Origin of the sequence: Lachnoclostridium edouardi (assembly GCF_900240245.1) — a bacterium.
Classification (GTDB): Bacteria; Bacillota; Clostridia; order Lachnospirales; family Lachnospiraceae; genus Lachnoclostridium_A; species Lachnoclostridium_A edouardi.
Genome location: NZ_OESQ01000001.1, coordinates 1,931,170 through 1,952,264 on the forward strand (window position 1 = coordinate 1,931,170; position 21,095 = coordinate 1,952,264).

The 21,095-nt window shown below is 42.6% G+C and carries 22 protein-coding genes; 17 read left to right on the forward strand and 5 right to left on the reverse strand.

The genetic code is table 11. The features are described from left to right. The first annotated feature begins 17 nt into the window (after positions 1–17). The 4 genes from C1A07_RS09125 (at position 18) to C1A07_RS09140 (ending at position 4,800) form a co-directional block, all read left to right on the forward strand. Entirely contained in the window at positions 18–845 is an 828-nt protein-coding gene (locus C1A07_RS09125) for a transketolase (protein ID WP_101876831.1), read from the forward strand. Continuing rightward, positions 845–1,783 (forward strand): transketolase family protein, encoded by a 939-nt coding sequence (locus C1A07_RS09130; RefSeq protein WP_101876832.1) that lies wholly within the window; start codon positions 845–847, stop codon positions 1,781–1,783. Before C1A07_RS09125 ends, C1A07_RS09130 begins: the two co-directional genes overlap by 1 nt. A 153-nt stretch (positions 1,784–1,936) precedes the next feature. Next, positions 1,937–2,848: a sugar phosphate isomerase/epimerase family protein gene (locus C1A07_RS09135; protein ID WP_101876833.1), complete on the forward strand. Its 912-nt coding sequence runs from the start codon at positions 1,937–1,939 to the stop codon at positions 2,846–2,848. A gap of 56 nt (positions 2,849–2,904) precedes the next feature. Next, a complete protein-coding gene (locus C1A07_RS09140; RefSeq protein WP_101876834.1) occupies positions 2,905–4,800 on the forward strand; it encodes a sigma 54-interacting transcriptional regulator in 1,896 nt (631 codons plus the stop codon). Positions 4,801–4,900: 100 nt separating this feature from the next. Here the strand turns inward: C1A07_RS09140 and C1A07_RS09145 are convergent, their stop codons facing one another. Next, entirely contained in the window at positions 4,901–5,962 is a 1,062-nt protein-coding gene (locus C1A07_RS09145) for a DUF4352 domain-containing protein (RefSeq protein ID WP_180952218.1), read from the reverse strand. 208 nt (positions 5,963–6,170) lie between these two features. Between C1A07_RS09145 and C1A07_RS09150 the strand changes: the two genes are divergently transcribed. From C1A07_RS09150 to C1A07_RS09210, 13 genes are all read left to right on the forward strand, one after another. Continuing rightward, positions 6,171–8,210, forward strand: a complete 2,040-nt coding sequence (locus C1A07_RS09150; protein ID WP_101878101.1) for a DHH family phosphoesterase — start codon at positions 6,171–6,173, stop codon at positions 8,208–8,210. After that, positions 8,210–8,656: a 50S ribosomal protein L9 gene (gene rplI / locus C1A07_RS09155; RefSeq protein WP_101876836.1), complete on the forward strand. Its 447-nt coding sequence runs from the start codon at positions 8,210–8,212 to the stop codon at positions 8,654–8,656. The genes C1A07_RS09150 and rplI overlap by 1 nt, the downstream gene beginning before the upstream one ends. Positions 8,657–8,669: 13 nt before the next feature. After that, positions 8,670–10,004, forward strand: coding sequence for a replicative DNA helicase (gene dnaB / locus C1A07_RS09160; protein WP_101876837.1), 1,335 nt, complete (start codon positions 8,670–8,672; stop codon positions 10,002–10,004). Positions 10,005–10,099: 95 nt separating this feature from the next. Continuing rightward, complete coding sequence (locus C1A07_RS09165) at positions 10,100–10,756, forward strand: helix-turn-helix domain-containing protein (protein ID WP_101876838.1); 657 nt, start codon at positions 10,100–10,102, stop codon at positions 10,754–10,756. Positions 10,757–10,929: 173 nt separating this feature from the next. Further along, positions 10,930–11,481 (forward strand): hypothetical protein, encoded by a 552-nt coding sequence (locus tag C1A07_RS09170; protein WP_101876839.1) that lies wholly within the window; start codon positions 10,930–10,932, stop codon positions 11,479–11,481. Between the two features lie 238 nt (positions 11,482–11,719). Continuing rightward, positions 11,720–12,391, forward strand: a complete 672-nt coding sequence (locus C1A07_RS09175; RefSeq protein WP_101876840.1) for an aspartate/glutamate racemase family protein — start codon at positions 11,720–11,722, stop codon at positions 12,389–12,391. A 32-nt stretch (positions 12,392–12,423) separates the two neighbouring features. After that, complete coding sequence (locus C1A07_RS09180; protein ID WP_101876841.1) at positions 12,424–13,443, forward strand: DctP family TRAP transporter solute-binding subunit; 1,020 nt, start codon at positions 12,424–12,426, stop codon at positions 13,441–13,443. A 9-nt stretch (positions 13,444–13,452) separates the two neighbouring features. Next, entirely contained in the window at positions 13,453–13,935 is a 483-nt protein-coding gene (locus C1A07_RS09185; protein WP_101876842.1) for a TRAP transporter small permease, read from the forward strand. A 1-nt stretch (position 13,936) separates the two neighbouring features. Continuing rightward, positions 13,937–15,205 (forward strand): TRAP transporter large permease, encoded by a 1,269-nt coding sequence (locus C1A07_RS09190; RefSeq protein ID WP_101876843.1) that lies wholly within the window; start codon positions 13,937–13,939, stop codon positions 15,203–15,205. 74 nt (positions 15,206–15,279) lie between these two features. Next, positions 15,280–16,014, forward strand: coding sequence for a FadR/GntR family transcriptional regulator (locus tag C1A07_RS09195; RefSeq protein WP_101876844.1), 735 nt, complete (start codon positions 15,280–15,282; stop codon positions 16,012–16,014). A gap of 172 nt (positions 16,015–16,186) precedes the next feature. Further along, on the forward strand, positions 16,187–16,540 hold the full coding sequence (locus tag C1A07_RS09200; RefSeq protein WP_101876845.1) for a cupin domain-containing protein: 354 nt from the start codon (positions 16,187–16,189) through the stop codon (positions 16,538–16,540). 18 nt (positions 16,541–16,558) lie between these two features. Continuing rightward, complete coding sequence (locus C1A07_RS09205) at positions 16,559–17,380, forward strand: BKACE family enzyme (RefSeq protein WP_330399477.1); 822 nt, start codon at positions 16,559–16,561, stop codon at positions 17,378–17,380. A 15-nt stretch (positions 17,381–17,395) separates the two neighbouring features. Then, on the forward strand, positions 17,396–18,811 hold the full coding sequence (locus tag C1A07_RS09210) for a four-carbon acid sugar kinase family protein (RefSeq protein ID WP_101876846.1): 1,416 nt from the start codon (positions 17,396–17,398) through the stop codon (positions 18,809–18,811). A gap of 63 nt (positions 18,812–18,874) precedes the next feature. Here the strand turns inward: C1A07_RS09210 and C1A07_RS09215 are convergent, their stop codons facing one another. The 4 genes from C1A07_RS09215 to grcA3 all read right to left on the reverse strand — a co-directional run bounded on the left by C1A07_RS09215 (position 18,875) and on the right by grcA3 (position 21,084). Beyond that, positions 18,875–19,585: a gamma-glutamyl-gamma-aminobutyrate hydrolase family protein gene (locus C1A07_RS09215; protein ID WP_101876847.1), complete on the reverse strand. Its 711-nt coding sequence runs from the start codon at positions 19,583–19,585 to the stop codon at positions 18,875–18,877. A 182-nt stretch (positions 19,586–19,767) separates the two neighbouring features. Continuing rightward, on the reverse strand, positions 19,768–19,935 hold the full coding sequence (locus C1A07_RS09220) for a DUF362 domain-containing protein (RefSeq protein ID WP_101876848.1): 168 nt from the start codon (positions 19,933–19,935) through the stop codon (positions 19,768–19,770). A 103-nt stretch (positions 19,936–20,038) separates the two neighbouring features. After that, positions 20,039–20,794 carry a pyruvate formate-lyase-activating protein gene (gene pflA / locus C1A07_RS09225; protein ID WP_101876849.1) on the reverse strand — a complete coding sequence of 252 codons (756 nt, stop codon included), beginning with the start codon at positions 20,792–20,794 and terminating at the stop codon, positions 20,039–20,041. A gap of 38 nt (positions 20,795–20,832) precedes the next feature. Then, positions 20,833–21,084 carry an autonomous glycyl radical cofactor GrcA3 gene (grcA3, locus tag C1A07_RS09230; RefSeq protein ID WP_101876850.1) on the reverse strand — a complete coding sequence of 84 codons (252 nt, stop codon included), beginning with the start codon at positions 21,082–21,084 and terminating at the stop codon, positions 20,833–20,835. Between the last annotated feature and the right edge of the window lie 11 nt (positions 21,085–21,095).

Sequence of the window (21,095 nt, forward strand, 5' to 3'; positions counted from 1 at the left end):
GAAAAGAGGAGAGTAAAATGACAGACGAAAGAGCAAAAGAGTTACAGAGACTCTGCCATGGATTCCGTAATGAGATTGTGGACCTGCTCCACAGCATCCAGACAGGACATCCAGGCGGATCCTTATCCTGTACAGAAATCGTTACAACACTGTACTTTGATAAGATGAACGTTGATCCTAAGGACCCAAATAAGGAAGGAAGAGACCACTTCATTCTTTCCAAAGGACATGCAGCTCCAATCCTGTACATTGTGCTTGCAGAGATGGGTTATTTCCCAAAAGAGGAGTTAAAGACTCTGCGTCAGATCAACAGCAATCTTCAGGGACATCCATGTGTACACAAAACACCAGGCGTAGAGCTGTCTACAGGCCCTCTGGGACTGGGACTGGGCGCTGGTTTAGGCATGGCTCTCAGCGAGAGACTGAAAGGAAGCGACTCTTATACATATGTAGTAATGGGCGACGGCGAGATTCAGGAAGGCGCGATCTGGGAGGCAGCTATGGCTGCATCTAAGTTTAAAGCAGACCACCTTATTGGAATTCTGGACAACAACGGCGTACAGCTGGATGGAACTCTGGAAGAGATTATGCCTATGGGCGATTTGAAAGCTAAGTGGGAGAGCTTCGGATGGGAAGTAATTCCATGTGACGGACATGATGTTCAGTCTATCTCTGACGCAGTAGACGCTGCTAAGAAGGTTACCGGTAAACCAATCCTCATCCTGGCTAAAACTGTTAAAGGTAAAGGCGTTTCCTTCATGGAAGGAAAGAATACATGGCATGGAAAAGCCATTAGTGATGAAGATTACAAGAACGCAAAGGAAGAATTGGGAGGTGCTTTTTAATGGCTAACAAAATTGCAATCAGAGATGCATATGGTGAAGCTCTCTTAAAGCTGGGAAAGAAAAATGATAAAGTTGTAGCATTGGAAGCAGACGTTGGATCTTCTACAAAGAGCGGCGTGTTTGGAAAAGAATTTCCTGAGAGATACTTTAATGTAGGTATCAGCGAGATCAACATGGTTTCCATGGCAGCAGGTATGGCCAGAATCGGCAATATTCCTTTTGTAAACACATTCTCCACATTCTTGTCTACAAGAGGCGCTGATCCAATTCAGAGCTTAATTTGCTATGACAAATTAAATGTAAAATTAGCAGGCACATACTGTGGTCTGTCTGACTCTTATGACGGAGCAAGCCACCATGGTATTACAGATATGTCATTTGTTCGTTCTATTCCAAACATGACAGTTGTATGTGTATCTGACCCGGTTCAGACAGAGAAAGCTGTTATGGCTATTGCAGATTATGACGGACCAGTTTATTTAAGACTGAGCCGTGCTCCAGCTCCTGTATTCTACAGCGAGGACATGGATTTTGTAATCGGAAAAGGTATTGAAGTAAAAGACGGAGCAGACGTAGCTCTTATTTCTACAGGAACAGTACTTCACATTGCTTTAGAGGCAGCTGAGCTTCTGGCAAAAGAAGGAATCAATGCAACAGTAATTGATATGCACACAGTACAGCCGATTGACAAAGATCTGGTTATTGCTGCAGCTAAGAAGACAGGCGCAGTTGTAACTGTAGAAGAGCACAGCATCCGCGGCGGATTGGGAAGCGCAGTTGCTGAGGTTCTGGCTGCCGAGTGCCCAACTCCAATGGAGTTTGTGGGAGCTACAGACTTTGCTGAGTCTGGAGATTATGATGAATTGCTGCAGAAATACGGCTACACTGCAGAGAATATTGCAGCAAAAGCAAAAGCAGCTATGGCTAAGAAAAAATAATAAAATAAAGGTTATAAGCCAGTAACGTTTTTCGGGGGTGCTGCAAAAACATGACAATGTATTAAAGTGTCAATTTTGCAGCACCCTTATCTTAAAAGGTTTTGATAAAATAAAATTTCCGTATTTTCTGGTGAAAGATTACAGGTGATTAAAATGAATGAATCTATGAGAAAATATATGAAGGTGGGAACAATTCTTCATGTTGCATACAGAGGCTTGACAACAGGAGAAGGACCAATTTTAGACTGCTTAAAAAAGATTGTTGCAGATCCTTATTTTGAAGCAGTGGAAGTGACTCAGATGAAAGATCCGGCTGTGCGTAAAGCGGCGGCCGATATGATAGAATGCGGCCATATGGCAGTTGCGTATGGCGGTCAGCCCAGACTTTTAACAGTTGGACTGAATATTAATGATTTAGATGAAGAAAAGCGCAAAATGGCTTTGGCCTCTTTAAAAGAGGGAATTGACGAGGCATATGAGCTGAATGCCATAGGATTTTCCTTTTTAGCCGGCAAATATGAGGAGGAGACAAAAGAACAATCCTATCAGGCCCTGGTAAAATCTACAGAGGAGCTTTGCGCTTACGCCAAGTCCAAGGGAGATATGCCGGTGCTGATAGAGGTATTTGACTATGATATAGATAAGAAATCTCTGATTGGTCCGGTGGATTTAGTAAAAAGATATGCAGAAGAGATTACGGCAAAGTGGGATAACTTTGGGCTGATGGTAGATTTAAGCCATATTCCTATGCTGCACGAGACAGTGGAGGAAAGCTTGCTGCCGGTGAAGCAGTATATTCGCCACGCTCATATGGGCAACACTGTAATTAAAGATCCCTCCTGTCAGGCATACGGAGATCAGCATCCCAGATTTGGATTCCCAGACAGTGAAAATGATGTGGAGGAGTTAGCGCATTATCTTAGGGTTCTGAAGGATATTGGTTTCCTGAACAAGGAAAACAGACCGATTGTCAGCTTTGAGATTAAGCCTTGGGGCGACGAAGACAGCGAAGTAGTGATTGCAAATGGAAAACGTACCCTTGATTTGGCTTGGGAGCTTGTGTAAAAAGTAATTATCAAATAGGGGCGTTTTTTGTTCCTGTTTGAGAAAGGAGAACTGGTATGGTAAAAATCGTAGTACTGATTCCTACGGCTGGGATGAGAGAAAGATTTGAAAAGGTTGTATCAAAATTGGTAATTCCGGAAGATGTTATGATGATAGAGCAAAGGTTTATTTTTGGAACTCCTCAGTCGCTGGCGGACAACAAGGATGCAGACATTTTAGTGGCCAGGGGAATGACCTATGATTATTTACACTCGTTGTTTCCCGACAAGTACATGGTGCGGATTCGTCTTACCAGTTTTGATATTTTTGATGCCTTAATAAGAGCCAGAGACAACTTTCATCCAAAAAAAATCGGGCTTTGCCTTCACAATGAAGAAATTGGATCTTTAAGAAATTTAGAAGAGCTTTGCCAGGCATCCATTGATTTGTATGATGTTTGGGATGAAAGAAGTACAAATGAAGCCATTAGAAAAGGCATTGAATTAGGCACAGATGTATTTGTGGGAGCCGGAACTATCTGCGGTTTATGTGATAAGGCGGGGGTTCCCAGAGTTCATATTGAGACTAAAGATGAGGCAATAGAAACAGCTCTCAGGTCTGCAGTCAGCGCGGCCCGCACAATTAATATGGAGCGTACCAGATCCAGCTTGTTTCACACAATTCTTAACAACAGCGAAGAGGCTATGATTGCAATCAGCGAGGACGGAAAAGTGCTGGCTGTAAACAACCAGACCTACCGGACTTTCCAGCTGTCCACTACAGAAAGAGTGGAGGGACAGCCTGTAGAAAAGGTTTACAGAAAATTTAACTGGAGAAAAGCAGGAAGAGAGGCGGGAGACTCTGCTGAGCTGATTGAATTTAAGGGAAAGAAGTTTTATGTAGAATATCAGAAAATTATTGATGATTCCGCTGGTTCAGGTATGCTGATTGCCGTGAGAAGTACGGAAAAGATTCAGGAAACAGAAAGTAAAATCAGACAGAGCCTGACAGACCAGGGACTGACAGCTAAGTATACGTTTGAGGATATTAAGGGAATCAGCCAGGGCATGAGGGACAATGTGCGCATGGCCAGAAGATACAGCCATGTAGACTCTAATGTGCTGATTATGGGGGAGACAGGTACAGGAAAAGAGCTGTTCGCCCACAGCATTCACCAGGAAAGCAGCAGAAGCGGAGAACCCTTTGTGGCTTTAAACTGTGCGGCGCTGCCGGAAAACCTGCTGGAAAGCGAATTGTTTGGATATGAGCCGGGAGCCTTTTCCGGAGCCTCAAAAAATGGAAAAGTAGGATTATTTGAGCTGGCTCACCGGGGAACTATTTTCCTGGATGAAATTGGAGAACTGCCTATTTCCCTTCAGGCAAAGCTTCTCCGGGTGCTTCAGGAAAAGGAAATCCGCCGTGTAGGAAGCGACAGGGTGAAGCCTATAGACGTGCGGGTTATTTCCGCTACAAATATTAACATTGAAAAGCAGATTGAGGAAGGTCAGTTCCGGTCTGATTTATATTACAGGATTAACCTGCTGGATTTAGTAATTCCTCCTTTAAGAGAGAGAAAAGAGGACGTGCAGGAGTTGGTGGACTTTTATTTGACCCAATTTGCATGTGAAATGAAAAGAAGAATTCCCAGAGTATCCAAGGGCGCGGCCCGTATGCTGATGGAGTACGACTGGCCGGGCAATGTAAGAGAGCTGAGAAATATTTGCGAAAAGCTGATAGTGCTCAGCGACACTGCGGAAATCGGCGAGGAAGAGCTGATGCAGCTGAAGATTTTCAAGGATTATCAGAAAAGAATCAGTAAAAAGCAGGAAAAAAAGGATAATTATGATGAGATTTATGAGCAGCTTCAGCCTCGCAGGAAAAAGCAGGATATAGCCAGAGAGCTGGGCGTCAGCAGAACTACCTTATGGCGTATGGCCAAAAAACAGGAAAAGCTGAATCATTTAGGAGAGTGAAAAAAGAGAATGTTGTTAAATAATTAGTCAGCCATCTCATATCTGTGTTGGCGGATTTAATTAATTTAACAACATTCTCTTAATTTTTATAAAAGAAAATTTAGATAGTATTGTTTGGAGGGGGAGATAAATACATTTTGTAATCATTTATGAAATCATAGTAATAAATAGAGAAAGGCCGGGTTTCGTCGCTGATCTCATAAATAAAATCTCCTGTTATGGATTCTCCTCCACCTAAAGTGAAATCGTCGGCTATTTGTCTTTCCAGCTGTTTGCTGACAGGCGGGGAGTCAAAGACGTATGAATCGTCCTGTAAAGTGAATTCCCAGGAGCCTAAGGCAATGTCAGCTGCCTGAGGATGGGTATTCTCAAAGGTTACATTTACCACAAGAAACTTATTTCCGTATTCAGGGGTCATAACATCTACCGAGTCCTGGATATCAAAGGAATTTACAGAAAGACGGAAAGAAGAGGTTTCCATAACCTTAACAGATTCAATGGCAGCATTCTGAGAGCCGCCAGAGTAATTGCCAAAATAATCCCAGATATCCCCGTAAGGATCGCCAAAATAGTCGCCGTAATAATCATTGTAGCTGCTGTAATCCTGAACTGTGGATTTTTCTGTTGCAGTAAAAGGAAGGGCGGTTTTTTTATATACTAGCTGGAAATCACTGATTTGAGCAGGAACCACAAAAATCAGATTTCCGGATCTGCTGGTATTTTTAAATATTTTAATTTTCTGCTCATAATCAGGCAGCTGATCTGTAATATACAAGTCCTCAGGTTTAACCGTATACCCGTCTAAATCATCCCAGGTAAGGGAAAAGTCCGAGCTGTCCAGATACAGCATGGCCCCGTGTTCAAATAAATTCTTAATAGTTACATTTACAGAAAGAAAACGCCAGTTTTTGTCATCTGGAATATAGTTCTCCAGCTGCTTGTATTTTCCGGCAGAATTGATTTTTAAAGTCAGATCTTCTGTTTTTATAGAAGCATCTTCTTCCAAAACCTGAAAAGTTCTGTTTCCATTTTTAGAAGAACCTTCTGTATTGCCGCCGGATTCTGTTTGAGAGGATTGAGGCAGTTTTAAGCCGGAATAAGGAAAACACCCGGTGAGGGATAAAAAGACTGCGGCTGCAGCTAAATATGAAAAATATTTCAAGATCATCCACCTTCTTTTTATTCAGTCTACCATATTTCTAAATAAAAAGCCAGAAAATGAGAAAATAGAAGAAAATTGTCAGAGAAATTCCAGGAAGTTGTTCGGAATAGACGAAAGGAATTTATTGTGGTATAATAGGTCTGATTATGGACAGGTGGCGCTTTGGCCATTTCGGGCAGTTAAGGCTGCTGTAATAAGGAGAGCGTATATGAAAGAAAAAGTGAAGGGGCAGCTGCGCATGTATTTACAATGGCCGCTTTTTTTGTCGGCCCTTGTGATTTTAATGAATCTTGCAGTTGGTTTTATCAGTTCAATAGCCGGTTTAGTCATGTCAGTGCTCACATTAGTGTATGTGGCGGCTGCGCTTTGGATTTATATGTTCAGACGAAAGAGATTACTGGGAGGTCTGGTAGAATTTTCCTCTGAATATGCCTGGGTACAGAAGCAGCTGTTGTCAGATCTGGCTCTTCCCTATGCCCTTGCCGATGCAGACGGGAGAATACTTTGGGCTAACGGTAAGTTTGCAGAGGTAATCAGCGATGAAAAGGGCCGGCCGGCCAAAAAGGGGCTGACTGCTATTTTTCCGGAGATTACAAAAGAGCATCTTCAGTCAAAGGAAATAACCACAATTCACTCTTCTTACGGAGAAAACAGGTATCAGGTAGATTTAAGGCCTGTGTATCTGGATTTAGAGCAGGAGAGAAACCTGGGCATTCAGGATGAAGAAGAGAAGCTGATCGCAGTTTATTTATTTGACGAGACAAAGATTGTAGAGTATCGGGAAGAGATTGATAAGCAGAAGATGGTCTGCGGTCTGATTTATCTGGACAATTATGAGGAAGCATTAGAAAGTGTTGAGGAGGTAAGAAGATCTCTGCTCACTGCTTTAATTGACAGAAGAATCAGCAAATTTATTAATGGATTTAACGGCATTGTTAAAAAGATTGAAAAGGATAAGTACTTTTTCACCATTAAGCAGCAGTATGTAGAAACGCTTCAGGAAAGCCGGTTCTCCATTTTGGAGGAAGTAAAAACAGTTAATATTGGAAATGAAATGGCGGTAACTTTAAGTATTGGCCTGGGCATGAACGCCGATACCTACAGTCAGTGTTACGATTATGCCAGAGTGGCTATAGATATGGCTTTAGGCCGTGGCGGCGACCAGGCTGTAGTAAAGGATGAAGGCAAGATTCGCTACTATGGAGGAAAAAGCCAGCAGACAGAAAAAGCCACCAGGGTAAAAGCCAGGGTAAAGGCCCACGCTTTAAGAGAATTAATGGGCACAAAGGACCGCCTGCTGATTATGGGCCATAAATTGGCTGATATTGATTCACTGGGCGCTGCCATTGGTATTTACAGAATTGCTGCGGCTATGAACAAAAAGGCTAATATTGTAATTAATGATGTCACCTTTTCTATTCGTCCTGTTATGAACCGGTTTAAAGAAAGCGGAGAATATCCAGAGGATATGTTTGTAAATGGAGATAAGGCCAGGGATCTGGTGGATTCCAATACTATGCTGGTGGTTGTGGACGTAAATCGCCCAAGTCTTACAGATGCTCCTGAGCTGCTTTCCTCTGTAAAGACGATTGTGGTGCTGGATCACCACAGACAAAGCAGTGAAATTATCAGCAATGCAGTGCTTTCCTACGTGGAGCCTTTTGCTTCCTCCACATGCGAGATGGTAGCAGAGGTGCTTCAGTATATTGCAGACGGAATTAAAATGAAACAGATGGAAGCTGACGCCATGTACGCGGGAATTGTAATAGACACCAATAACTTTACAAACCAGGCCGGAGTCAGAACCTTTGAAGCCGCTGCGTTTTTAAGAAGGTGTGGAGCTGACGTTACAAGAGTGCGGAAAATGTTCCGCGAAGAGATGAGCGACTACAAGGCAAAGGCTGAAACCATCAGCAATGCAGAAGTATTTGAAAATGCTTATGCCCTAAGCATCTGTCCGTCAAAGGATATAGACAGCCCTACGATTATTGGGGCTCAGGCTGCAAACGAGCTGTTAGATATTGTAGGCATTAAGGCGTCTATTGTTTTATCAGAATATAACAATACTATTTATATCAGCGCCAGATCTATTGACGAAGTAAATGTTCAGGTGCTGATGGAAAAGCTGGGAGGCGGAGGTCACAGAACCATTGCCGGGGCTCAGCTGAAGGATATTACTATTAATGAGGCCATGGACAAGGTAAAAGAGGTAATTCGGTCCATGATTGAGAAAGGAGATTTAGTATAATGCAGGTTGTATTATTAGAAGATGTAAAAGCGCTTGGAAAAAAAGGTGAGATTGTTAAAGTAAACGACGGTTATGCAAGAAATTTTATTCTGCCTAAAAAGTTGGGAGTGGAAGCTACTGCAAAAAACCTGAATGATTTAAAGCTTCAGAAGGCTAACGCAGATAAAATTGCAGCAGAGCAGCTGGCAGCAGCAAAGGAGCTGGCACAAAAGCTGGAGGGTCTGTCAATTACTGTTAAGATGAAAGCAGGAGAGGGTGGAAAGGCCTTTGGCTCTATTTCCAGCAAGGAAATTGCGGCAGCTGCGGCAGAGCAGCTTAACCTGGATTTAGATAAGAAGAAGCTGGTAATGGGAGAGGCCATTAAAACCTTTGGAACACATGAGGTGCCTATTAAACTTCACAAAGATGTAACAGGAAAGCTGGCAGTAAAAGTAGTGGAAGCATAGGAGAGATCATACTATGGATGAGGCCCTGCTAAAAAGGGTGCTTCCTCACAGCGAGGAGGCAGAACAGTCAGTAATCGGTTCTATGCTTATGGACCGGGAGGCCATTATTGCAGCCTCAGAAATTATTACAGGGGATGATTTTTACCAGCATCAATATGGAGTCATGTTTGAATCTATGGTGGAGCTTTTTAACGAGGGGAAACCAGTAGATCTGGTGACGCTTCAAAACCGTCTCAAGGAAAAGGACGTGCCTCCGGAGGTCAGCAGCCTGGAATTTGTCCGGGAAATTATTACCACTGTGCCGACATCAGCTAATGTAAAATCATATGCCAACATTGTAAGAGAAAAAGCGGTTCTCAGAAGACTGATTAAGGTAAATGAAGAGATTGCCAATACCTGTTATGTGGGAAAGGATAAGCTGGAGGATATTTTAGCTCACACAGAGAAATCAATTTTTGATTTGCTGCAAAGCAGAACAGGAGGAGATTTTGTCCCCATCAGGCAGGTGGCGTTAAATGTGTTGGAAAAAATTGAGATTGCCTCTAAAACTAAAGATACAGTAACCGGCATTCCCACAGGCTTTATTGATTTAGATTATAAAACCTCTGGAATGCAGCCTTCAGATTTTATTTTGATTGCAGCCCGGCCTTCTATGGGAAAAACTGCCTTTGTGTTGAACCTGGTAGAACATGTGGCGGTGAAAAAAGGACTTCCCTGTATGGTATTCAGCCTGGAGATGTCCAAGGAACAATTAGTAAACCGTATGCTTTCTATGGAGTCTAATGTAGATTCCCAAAAGCTGCGGACAGGCACCTTGACAGACGCAGACTGGGACGCAGTAGTGGAGGGAATCGGGGTAATTGGAAATTCTAAGCTGATAATCGACGATACCCCTGGAATTTCTATTACAGAGCTGCGCTCTAAATGCAGAAAAATGAAGCTGGAATTTGGCCTGAATTTGGTGATAATTGATTACCTGCAGTTAATGTCCGGAAGCGGAAAAAGCGGGGACAACAGACAGCAGGAGATTTCTGAAATATCACGTTCCCTAAAGGCATTGGCCAGGGAGCTGAATGCTCCTGTAATAGCTCTGTCTCAGCTAAGCCGTGCCTGCGAGACAAGGCAGGATCACCGTCCTATGCTGTCTGACTTGCGAGAGTCGGGGGCTATTGAGCAGGATGCGGACGTGGTAATGTTTTTATATCGAGACGATTATTATAATAAAGATACAGAAACACCTAATGTGGCTGAAGTAATTATAGCAAAACAGAGAAACGGCCCTATTGGCACCATTAATCTTTTATGGCGCCCGGAATATACCAAGTTTGCAAATATGGCCAGACAATAGAAAAAAATTTTTAATTTCAAGTCATAATCCATATACCCCTCTCATACAATATAAATAGGTTATGAAATATTGTTAACTAAAGGAGAGGATTAAGCATGGGTGAGATACATTATTTAATATCAGATGCATCCAAAAAAGTAGATGTGGAGTCACATGTACTAAGATACTGGGAAGATGAATTGGAGTTAAAGATTCCCCGAAATGAAATGGGACATCGTTATTATACAGAATTTCATATACGGCTGTTTAAACAGATCAAGGATCTGAAGGAAAAAGGATATCAGCTGAAGGCGATTAAGACTGCTCTGGAAAAAATGATGGAAGAGGGCAAGGAAGAATTGTCTGATGAAATGCTGGGGGATGCAGCGGCGGCTTTTAGAGAAAGCGCGGCGGCAGAAGGGACAAGCCTGACAACTGTGTCCGGGGACAATAATTCCAATCTGCCGGTTATGACTGCAGAAGAAAAGATGGAACAGTTTCAGGAGATTATGAACCACATTATTGGACGAGCTCTGGAGCATAATAACGAGCAGCTTAGTCAGGATATCAGCGCCCTTGTAAACGATAAAATGTCCAAAGAGCTGGAATATATGATGCGGGTTACAGACGAGAAGGAAGACGAGCGGTTTAAGCAGCTGGATGAAACTATCCGCGCCTATCAAAAAGACAGTAAAGGGCGGGCAGAGGCAGCGGCGGCAAAGGTCCCGTTTTTTAAAAGAAAAAAGTTTGGCAGAAGCGGAAAAAAAATGTGATAATAACAAAATAATATGGCTTAACCTATATAAAAGGACAGGAGACTGACTGTAAAAGATGCAGACAGATCTCCTTTCTCTTTTTCTCTGGATTTTTCTGACAATTAATGGTATATTAATTATCAGGAAATGGCGCTATCAGTGCAAAATCGGGAGAAAAGTGGAGGTTCATAATGAGTGGCAGGGGGAACGTGCTGGTGAGAACAGCTGGATTTTTTATGATACCAGCTGGTTTTGTATGCTTTTTTATGAGTATTGTTTATGGGCTGTTAGACCTGTACAAGCTGGCGGATGAGGGCGGCAGTCTGGGATTTGAAATATTAACAGTATTTATAGGAATCTTGTGTGCTGTCAGCTTTATAGCATACGGGAAGGCGGCGTGGAGATACTGGAAGAGCAGCGAGAAGGCGGAGGATATGATGTGGATGGCAGCGTTAATGGCAGCTGAAATCATATTATACCGAATTCTCAGGACTGCCCATGGGGCCGGAGCCGCCTACTGGATCAGAGGTATATTTTTATATATTGTTGCAGCAATATTTTTAACAGGAGCTTTTTTTAGCTGGAAAAAGGATGAGAAGACAGAAGAACAGAAAAGCACATCTGATAAAAAGAAGGTGAATGTAAGAAAATATCCTGTAACTATTACTTTGTGTTTAATGGCAGCTTCAGGGCTGATTACCTGGGGATGTTACTTTTGGTCCACATTAAATATATTCAGATAGTATTTTCTGTACGCTGACGCCATGTATTGTTTAGAAATATAATGAAGATGTTGTAAAACAAAAAGAAGAGGTGCTTCTGTTTGTTTTACAACATCTTCTTTTTTTGTACAAATTACCTAAAATAACAAGGCCTATTCTGTGCAGCTTTCCACTTTACATAGTACGTAGGATGTTATATACTTATTTCAACATACAACGTAGGATGTTTAAATTAAGTATTAAATATAGGAGGGAAAGTATGAAAGTATCATTGGTTTATACCAGTACAACACCAGAATTAATTGAGCTTGTGGAGAAGGAAGTGGGAGAGGCGCTTCCTGAAGATGTTCAGGTAATCAGTTATCAGGACCCGTCAATTTTAGCAGAGGTAAGAGACGCCGGCTATGTGACTGCTCCAGCGGCAGCAAGACTGGTGGGCATGTATATGGAATCTGTTTCCGCAGGCGCAGACGCTATTTTGAATTTATGTTCTTCTGTAGGGGAAGTAGCGGATGCGGCTCAGGATATTGGAAAATATACAGGAGTTCCTATTGTCCGTGTAGATGAGGAAATGTGCAGGGAGGCAGTGCGGTTAGGAAAAAAAATCGGAGTTATGGCTACTCTTCCTACAACGCTGGAACCTACGAAAAATACAATTTTAAGAGTGGCAAGAGAAATGAACCGTCATGTTGAGCTGGTGGACGCCTTAGTGGATGGAGCATTTGGCTTAGATCAGGGCCAGTTTAAGGCATTGATGACTGAATATGCAGGAAAAATTGCTGATCAGGTGGACGTGATTTTATTTGCCCAGGGCTCCATGGCTTACTGTGAAGAATATATCCATGAGAAATATGGAAAGCCAGTGCTTTCCAGCCCAAGATTTGGAGCTGCGGCCCTGAAAGAAGCTTTAATTAAGAAAGGCTGCATGTAATCAGGTTTTCAGGAAAGAGAGGAAAAAAACCTATGTTTAAGAGAATAAAAAAGCTGGCAGCTGTAGGTCTTGCCGCAGTTATGATGCTTTCCGCAACAGCCTGCGGCCAGGCTCAGGATAAAAAAATCGTTCTCCATTTTACCCACACGCAAAGCCCTGGCTCTATCAGTGATCTGACAGCTCAGGAGTTTAAGAAAATGGTGGAGGAGAGAAGCAACGGAAGAATCGAAGTTAATATTTATTCTAACTGCGGGTTATCAGGAGGAGATTTAACAAAAGCCATTGAGCTGGTTCAGGCAGGCAATATTGATATACACTCCTGTGCTCCGCCAAATATTGCCAACTATGATAAAAAGTTTTATTCCTTCTGGCTTCCATTTTTATTCCCTAACTCAGACGACCTTCTGACCTTCTGCCACAGCCCTAAGGTTCATCAGGTAGTAAACGGCTGGTGCAATGATCTGGAGATGGAAATGTTAGGTATAAACAATGCAGGGTCCAGACAGATTTCCAACAGTAAAAAGGAAATTACAAAGCCAGAGGATTTAAGGGGAATGAATATCAGAGTTCCGGGAGCTAATATTTTCATTGATCTTTACAGAGATTATTTTGGAGCGAACCCTACGGCTATGGATTTCTCAGAGGTATATACGTCTCTTCAGCAGAAGACTATTGACGGCCAGGAAAATCCAATTGCAGTGTTTGATTCTTCTAAGTTTGCAGAGGTACAGCAGTACGTTACTTTGTGGGACGGAGTCAGAGATACTACAATCTGGGTTATGAGCAGCAAAACCCTGGATAAATTGTCTGAGGAAGATCAGCAGCTGGTAAGAGACTGCGCAACAGAAGCTTTAGACTGGGGAAATGATTATCTGGCAGAAAATGAGCAGCAGATTATAGATAAGCTGAAGGCCGGAGGAACTACTATTACAGAGCTGACAGATGAGCAGAAGGCAGAATTCCAAAAAGCCTGCGCAGGAATTTATGATGACTATGCCAAATCTGTAGGCCAGGATGTGATTGATCTGTTTACCGGCGGTTACAAAGAGTAGGAGGGCAATATGAAAGAAAAAGGCTTGTTTGGCGATATATGGGAGAATCTGGAAGAATACCTTTGTTCCATAGCGCTGATTATTATGACATTGGTTACTTTTATGAACGTATTCTCCAGAAAAATAACATGGTTTAACATGTCATTTACTCAGGAGCTTGTTACTACAATGTTTGTCTGGGTGTGCTGTCTTGCGGCTGCCAGTGTGTTTAAAACAGATTCTCATATGGGATTCAGCTACCTGACAGATAAGTTTACAGGTGCTTCCAAGAAAGTATACAGAATAGTAAGACTGCTTTTATGCAGCGCCAATTATGCAATCTGGATTATTTGGGGAACACAGATGGTAGTGAGACAGTACCGCTATAATCTGCTTACAGGCGTGCTGGAAATGCCAGTGTGGACGATTGGCATTGCAATTCCACTGACTGGAGTATTTTCCATTATCCGTATGGTGCAGTACGAAATTAAATTAGCAAAGGAGGATAAGTAATATGTCAGCAGCAATCCTTTTCGGCTCCATGGCCGTTATGATCGGCTTTGGAATCCCCATTGCCATTGTTCTCGGCGTATCCAGCGCTTTGACACTGCTTTATTCCGGAGCGCCTTTAGGTGTAATTCCCTCTATGATGCAGGCAACTGTCCAAAAATTTTCCCTGCTTACCATTCCTTTATTTGTTCTGGCAGGAGCAATTATGGACAAGGGAGGTATTTCTAAACGATTAATTCGCCTGGCAGACAGTATGATTGGACCAGTACACGGAGGTCTTGGCTATGTAGCCGTTGTCACAGCCTTGTTTTTCGCGGCAATTTCCGGTTCAGGTACAGCAACTGTAGCGGCAATGGGCTCCATTTTAATTCCAGCCATGATGCGCCAGGGCTATGACGCCGGATTTGCCAGCGCGTTATCTGCAATTTCCGGTTCACTGGGAACAGTTATTCCTCCAAGTATTACATTTATTATTTATGGAATGATTACAGGAGAATCTATTGGAGATTTATTCCTTTCCGGTATTGTTCCAGGGCTTATATTTGGACTTATGCTCTGTATTACAGTTTGGGTGCAGTCCAAAAAGCATGGCTGGAAGGGAGACAGCAAGAGAGCCTCTGGAAAAGAAATATGGAAAATGTTTTTAGACACTGTGTGGGGACTTTTAAGCCCGGTAATTGTTTTAGGCGGCATTTACTCCGGTTTATTTACTCCTACAGAAGCGGCTGCAGTAGCTGTTGTTTACAGTTTAATTGTAGGCAAATTCATTTATAAAGAGCTGCATATGGCAGAGCTGAAGGAAACATTATTTTCCACAGCAAAAACCACAGGTATGATTTTGTTAATTATTATGAATGCAGGTATTTTCTCATGGGTTCTTACTCAGCAGGGAATCGCTGCAGATTTAACAGAAATGGCATTGGCACTTACAACAAATAAATATGTTATGCTGTTAATTATCAACATTGTGTTCCTGATTGCAGGCTGTGTAATGGACAATACCAGCGCTCTTTACATTCTGGTTCCTATTATTATGCCTATTGCGAAAGCTCTTGACATTAATCTGATTCACCTGGGAGTTATTCTGGTGCTGAACTTGTCAATCGGTCAGGTAACGCCGCCTGTAGGACCTAATCTTTATGTGGCTGCAGATATTGGCCAGGTAAAATTTGAGGTGATCTGCAGGAAAATGGTTCCTCTGCTATTGATGTCTTTGGTAGCGCTGTTTGCAATTACATATATTCCGTGGCTTGCCACCTGCCTCATTCCATAAAGAAGAAGAAAGCTCATTGCACCGGACCAACATATGATGTATACTGAAAAGGAACAGCTGGAAGGAGGTCCGAAATGGAAGGCACAAGTTTTTTAAAAGAACCGGTTGGAGGAAAATCTGTTGTCGGTAAAATTGTGGATAATATCACAAATGCAATTATAAATGGTGAATTAAAGCCTGGAGATAAAATTCCCACGGAGGGCGAGCTGTCTGAGGCCATGGGCGTGGGAAGAAATTCAGTTCGGGAAGCGATTAAGATTTTAGAGGCTTATGGAGTTGTCCATATTAAAAGGGCGGAGGGCACGTTTGTCAGCCAGGAATATGACAGTAAAATGCTGTACCCGATTCTCTATGGAATTATACTTCAAAAGGATTCCACAAATCAGATTGTTGATCTGAGAAAAGTAATAGATGTGGGCATCCTTCATCTGGCGGTGGCAAAGCTGGCGGCTCAGGAGATGCCGGCCCACAGGCTGAGCAGAATTGAGGAAGCTTTAGAGCGCTTGAAGGTAGAGATCTTATCCCCTGAACCTCAGGTGAAAAATGTCCATGACGCAGACGTAGCCTTTCATATGGCTATTGTAGACCTGACAGGCAACACCATGCTTCAGGGAATCTGCAATTACGTGGATAAAATCACCAGACGTTCCAGAATGATGGCTATGGACCAGATTATCTCTGAGGGAGCTGTAGAAAAGTTCCTGGAAATGCACCAAAAATTGGCAGATCTTTTAAAAACGTGCGATTCGTCTCAAATTTCTCAAATTGTGGAAGAGCATTATCAATACTGGGCAAATGTGAAAGAATAATGTACAGCGGCAGGCAATGGAAAACCAGGTCTGCCGCTGTTTTTTAAACGCTCTGCTATGGATACGCACTCTGCGCCTGAGGAAAATGGTTGCTAAAGCAACCGCGCTCCGGCGCGAGTGTGCGCTGCAGTGCACACTTTTTCATCTAAAATAAAAAGGAGATTAAATAAATATGATATTCAGAAAAAAAGAACAGCTGGAAGTTGTACCTATTGAAAATTGTATGGGCGGTCAGGGCACAGTAGTTATGGAAAAGCTTTTGTACGCTCCTGAGGAGATGCTTGGGAAAGGGAGAGCTTATGTGCGCCACACTTTAAATCCAGGAGTGACGATTGGGAGCCATACACATGAAAAAGAAATGGAGACAATGGTAATTTTACAGGGAACAGCAGTACATAAAATTAACGGGCAGATTCAGGAGTTAAATCCAGGCGATATTATTGCGGCTCAGCCGGGAGATACCCATGAAATCAGCAATTCAGGGAAAGAGCCGTTGGTGCTGATTGCCCAGGTTTTATATGAATAATAAAGGGAGGGTAAAAAAATGGAGAATATAAAAAATATGGAACGTAAGGTTTTGGTGTCTGTAGCTCCTGTGGCTGCTACAGATAAAGTGATTATTCCGGAGAAAATTGCAGCAGATGTGCTGGAATGCTATAAGGCAGGGGCCGCTATGGTACATTTGCACGTGCGGGATGAAAAGGGAAATTTAACGCCGGATATGGGACTTTTAGAGGAAACGCTGCGCTTAATCAGAAAAGATTCTGATATTATTATTGAAGTTTCCACAGGAGGTGTTTCCAATTTAACTATTGAGGAAAGATGCGCTCCCTTATATTCTGATTTAGTTGAGGCCTGCTCTTTAAACGTAGGCTCCACAAATTTAGGAAAAGCTGTTTACGCAAACCCGCTTGATGATGTAGAATATTGTATAAGGGAGATTCTGAAACAGAAAAAGACTCCGGAAGTGGAAACATTTGAAATCGGCCATACATGGACCATGGTGCAGATGATGAAAAAGTACAGCTTTACAGATCCTGTGCTGTTCAGCATAGTGCTGGGCCATGAAGGGGAGGCTCCCGCTACGCCGGAAGCATTGGCGGCTATGATTCAGATGATTCCCGCAGGCGCCTTATGGGGGATTACACATGCGCACCGGACAGATTTTTCTCTGATTGCAGGAGCCCTTGGGATGGGAGCAAAAACTGTACGGATTGGCTTTGAGGACAGCAATTATCTGGATTCGGAGACTCAGGTTCAGACAAACGCGCCTTTAGTTGAAAAGACAGTAAACCTGCTTCAGGCAATGGATAAGGCGGCTATGACGCCGGCCGAGGCACGGGCTTTCTTCCGCATCAATCAATAAGGGAGGATTTTAATTATGCTGGAGGCAAAGAAGCTTATACAGTATCCTAAGGTGGATACTGCAGCAGTTTGGGCTTTGTTGGAGGAAGAGGTCAGAAAGGACAAACATAAGATTGTAGTTTTGGATGACGATCCTACAGGAGTTCAAACAGTCCATGATATTTCTGTTTATACAGATTGGACTTATGAAAGCATAAAGAAAGGGTTTGAGGAAAAAAATAAGCTGTTTTATGTGCTGACTAATTCCAGAGGATTTACAGTGGAGCAGACTACAAAGGCTCATCTGGAAATTGGAGAAGTAGTTGCAAAAGTGGCTGAAGAAATGGGCATGGAATATGTAATTGTCAGCCGGGGAGATTCTACATTAAGAGGCCATTATCCATTAGAGACAGAGCTGCTTCGCAGACAGGCGGAAAAGTTTGGAAATTTAAAGGTAGATGGAGAGATTATCTGCCCATATTTTAAAGAAGGCGGCCGCTTTACTATTGACAATGTGCATTACGTAAAATACGGCGACCAGTTGATTCCAGCGGGAGAGACAGAATTTGCAAAGGATAAAACATTCGGGTATCATTCATCTAATCTGAAGGAATATGTGGAGGAAAAAACAAAAGGGGCCTACAAGGCTTCTGACGTAATAGATATTTCTTTGGAAGAGCTGAGAGGACTTGAGTATGATAAAATTATTGAAAAGTTAGCATCAGTTCAGAATTTTGGGAAAATAGTAGTAAATGCTGTTGACGCATGTGACCTGAAGGTGTTCTGCGTTGCCCTTTACAGAGCTATGGCCCAGGGCAAAAACTTTATGTTCCGCACAGCGGCAGGATTTGTAAAGGAATTCGGAGCTGTAAGCGACAAGCCTCTTCTTACCAGAAAGGACATGGTAATAAAGGACACAAAGGCAGGCGGAATTATTGTAGTAGGTTCTCATACACAAAAAACTACCAGCCAGCTGGAGGCCCTGAAAACAGTTAAGGGAATCCATTTCATTGAGTTTAATTCAGATTTAGTATTAGATGACGAGAAATTTAAACAGGAGATTGAAGCAACTCTTAAAAAAGAGGAAGAATTAATTTTAGCAGGCGTTACAGTGGCAGTTTACACCAGAAGAAAACTGCTTTCATTGGAAAATGATACGCCGGAAGCTGCTTTAATCCGCTCTGTAAAGATTTCTGATGCAGTGCAGTCCCTGGTGGGAAGCTTAAAGGTTACGCCGGCTTTTGTTATTGCAAAAGGAGGAATTACCTCCAGCGATGTGGGAACAAAGGCATTACAGGTAAAGAAAGCTACAGTTCTGGGACAGATTCGCCCTGGAATTCCAGTATGGCAGACAGGAGAAGAAAGCCGCTTCCCAGGCATTCCATACATTATTTTCCCGGGAAATGTAGGGGAAGAGGATACTTTGAAAGAGGCTGTGGAAATATTGCTGTAAAAATATATAGCGCCAGTGTATTTTGTACGCTGGCGCTTGATTTTTTTATTTGCAGGTTTCCTTTTATTTACAGGCTTCCACAAACGCCTGGAAAATCTTTTTCTGTTCCGGCTGTCTGTTCCACATATATTCCGGATGCCATTGAACGCCCAGAAAGAAAGGATAGCCAGGATACTCCAAGGCTTCTGTTAAATGTCCGGGGGCATAGGCGCAGGCGCTGAGACAGGGGGAAAGCTCTCTTACAGCCTGATGATGCATACTGTTGACAAGTAAGGATTCTTCTCCGGTGATTTCTGCCAGAAGAGAACCGGACACTACGTCTACAGTGTGGCAGGGAGTGTGATAGTCAAAAGGCTGATCATGGCAGACAGAAGCGTGTTCAGGGGACTGAGAAGATAAGTCCTGATAAATGTCTCCCCCAAGAGCAATATTCAGCAGCTGAATGCCGCGGCACACTCCTAAAACTGGCTTTTGAAGCTGCATAACAGAGGTAATAAGAGCCATTTCCATGGAATCTCTTTCCGGCGATACATTGCCGCATTTAGGATGAGTTTCTTCTCCAAATAAAAGAGGATGAACATCCGGCCCGCCTGTAAAAAGAAAGCCATCCAAAGTCTCTGCCAGCTGTTCTATATCAGCCTCAGAGGCCTCTAAAGGCAGTACTACAGGGATGCCGCCTACTGCAGAGATGGCTCTCATAAATGTAGGGCGCATATAAATATCATTATTAGAGGTATTGTGATAAGGACTAAGGCCGATCAGTGGTTTTTTCATATTAAAATCCTCGCTTTCCTGGTTTTAAGTTATGATAAAAGGAACAAAAAGGGACTGCTGCCAAACTTGCGCTTACAATCTTAAAACTGCTATATTTTATCTGCTGCGAAAAGCAGGATAAAAATATAACAGCCTTAAAAAGGAGCGTCAGTTTTTGCAACAGTCCCTCTTATGTATGATAATTAGCCTTCAATAGCGCCTGTTGGACATGTAGCTGCACATGTTCCGCAGTCGATACATGTATCAGCATCGATTACGTATTTTCCATCTCCCTCAGAGATAGCGTCTACTGGACATTCGCCAGCGCAAGCGCCGCACATAACGCAAGTATCATTAATTACATATGCCATGATTTTGTTCCTCCTTATATTTTAGATTAGTTTTATTCTATACTATAACAGTAAATTATTCAAGTGGAAAATGATGTTGCTATTGTTTAAAATTAGAAGCATTTTACTGCTGTTTTTCCCCTCTGAAATCCCGGATTCCCTGTAGAATTACGGCTCTGGCCTGCTTTGCCTCCTCCTTTGATAAAGGGGGAACATCAGCCAGGGGATAAGGGATGCCAAGACGTTCATATTTTACTTTACCCATATCGTGATAAGGCAGAACATCTAAGGCTTTTACATTGGAAAGGCCTCCTATAAAACGTCCAAGACGGTATAAAGGTTCCCTTTTAAATGTGATGCCAGGAACTGCTACGTGGCGAATCCATACAGGAATATTTTTTTGATCTAAATACCTGGCAAAAGCCAAAATATTTCCATTTGGCTGGGCGCAAAGCTTTTCATGTTCCTCTGGATCAATATGTTTAATGTCCAGCATAACTAGATCTGTGACAGCTAAAAGTTTATCCAGCTTAGATAAATATTCCTGATTATCAGGGCGGAAGGTAACGCCGGAGGTATCCAGGCATGTGTGAATCTGATTCTCCTTTGCCAGCTGAAAAAGGTGAATCAGAAAATCTATTTGTACCATGGGCTCGCCGCCGCTGGCAGTAATTCCCCCGTTTTTGTAGTAAGCTTTTGCTGATTGAAACTGAGCGATAATCTCCTCAGCTTCCATTTCCGTGCCGCCGCTCATTTCCCATGTATCAGGGTTATGGCAGTATTGACAGCGCATAGGGCAGCCCTTGAAAAAGACGACCAGGCGTATGCCTGGTCCGTCTACTGTTCCAAAACTTTCTATAGAATGGATGTGTCCTTTCATAAACACAGCTCCTTTCTTCTGTTTCAGATATTTAAAAATTAAATCTGAGAGTGGAAGGTACGGGAAATAACCTCATCCTGCTGTTCCTTTGTCAGCTTATTAAAGTTTACTGCATAACCAGATACGCGGACAGTAAGCTGAGGATAATTCTCAGGGTGAGCCTGAGCATCCAATAAGGTTTCCTTTGTAAATACGTTTACATTCAGGTGATGTCCACCCTGCTGTACATAGCCATCTAATAAAGAAACAAGGTTGTCTACCTGTGTGTCGTTAATATTATTGTTTGTCATAATTGTTTCTC

Bases quoted from the DNA above. Each gene is read 5' to 3' on its own strand.
- C1A07_RS09125 (WP_101876831.1), top strand. From the start codon at position 18: ATGACAGACGAAAGAGCAAAAGAGTTACAGAGACTCTGCCATGGATTC.
- C1A07_RS09130 (WP_101876832.1), top strand. From the start codon at position 845: ATGGCTAACAAAATTGCAATCAGAGATGCATATGGTGAAGCTCTCTTA.
- C1A07_RS09135 (WP_101876833.1), top strand. From the start codon at position 1,937: ATGAATGAATCTATGAGAAAATATATGAAGGTGGGAACAATTCTTCAT.
- C1A07_RS09140 (WP_101876834.1), top strand. From the start codon at position 2,905: ATGGTAAAAATCGTAGTACTGATTCCTACGGCTGGGATGAGAGAAAGA.
- C1A07_RS09150 (WP_101878101.1), top strand. From the start codon at position 6,171: ATGAAAGAAAAAGTGAAGGGGCAGCTGCGCATGTATTTACAATGGCCG.
- rplI (WP_101876836.1), top strand. From the start codon at position 8,210: ATGCAGGTTGTATTATTAGAAGATGTAAAAGCGCTTGGAAAAAAAGGT.
- dnaB (WP_101876837.1), top strand. From the start codon at position 8,670: ATGGATGAGGCCCTGCTAAAAAGGGTGCTTCCTCACAGCGAGGAGGCA.
- C1A07_RS09165 (WP_101876838.1), top strand. From the start codon at position 10,100: ATGGGTGAGATACATTATTTAATATCAGATGCATCCAAAAAAGTAGAT.
- C1A07_RS09170 (WP_101876839.1), top strand. From the start codon at position 10,930: ATGAGTGGCAGGGGGAACGTGCTGGTGAGAACAGCTGGATTTTTTATG.
- C1A07_RS09175 (WP_101876840.1), top strand. From the start codon at position 11,720: ATGAAAGTATCATTGGTTTATACCAGTACAACACCAGAATTAATTGAG.
- C1A07_RS09180 (WP_101876841.1), top strand. From the start codon at position 12,424: ATGTTTAAGAGAATAAAAAAGCTGGCAGCTGTAGGTCTTGCCGCAGTT.
- C1A07_RS09185 (WP_101876842.1), top strand. From the start codon at position 13,453: ATGAAAGAAAAAGGCTTGTTTGGCGATATATGGGAGAATCTGGAAGAA.
- C1A07_RS09190 (WP_101876843.1), top strand. From the start codon at position 13,937: ATGTCAGCAGCAATCCTTTTCGGCTCCATGGCCGTTATGATCGGCTTT.
- C1A07_RS09195 (WP_101876844.1), top strand. From the start codon at position 15,280: ATGGAAGGCACAAGTTTTTTAAAAGAACCGGTTGGAGGAAAATCTGTT.
- C1A07_RS09200 (WP_101876845.1), top strand. From the start codon at position 16,187: ATGATATTCAGAAAAAAAGAACAGCTGGAAGTTGTACCTATTGAAAAT.
- C1A07_RS09205 (WP_330399477.1), top strand. From the start codon at position 16,559: ATGGAGAATATAAAAAATATGGAACGTAAGGTTTTGGTGTCTGTAGCT.
- C1A07_RS09210 (WP_101876846.1), top strand. From the start codon at position 17,396: ATGCTGGAGGCAAAGAAGCTTATACAGTATCCTAAGGTGGATACTGCA.
- C1A07_RS09215 (WP_101876847.1), bottom strand. From the start codon at position 19,585: ATGAAAAAACCACTGATCGGCCTTAGTCCTTATCACAATACCTCTAAT.
- C1A07_RS09220 (WP_101876848.1), bottom strand. From the start codon at position 19,935: ATGGCATATGTAATTAATGATACTTGCGTTATGTGCGGCGCTTGCGCT.
- pflA (WP_101876849.1), bottom strand. From the start codon at position 20,794: ATGAAAGGACACATCCATTCTATAGAAAGTTTTGGAACAGTAGACGGA.
- grcA3 (WP_101876850.1), bottom strand. From the start codon at position 21,084: ATGACAAACAATAATATTAACGACACACAGGTAGACAACCTTGTTTCT.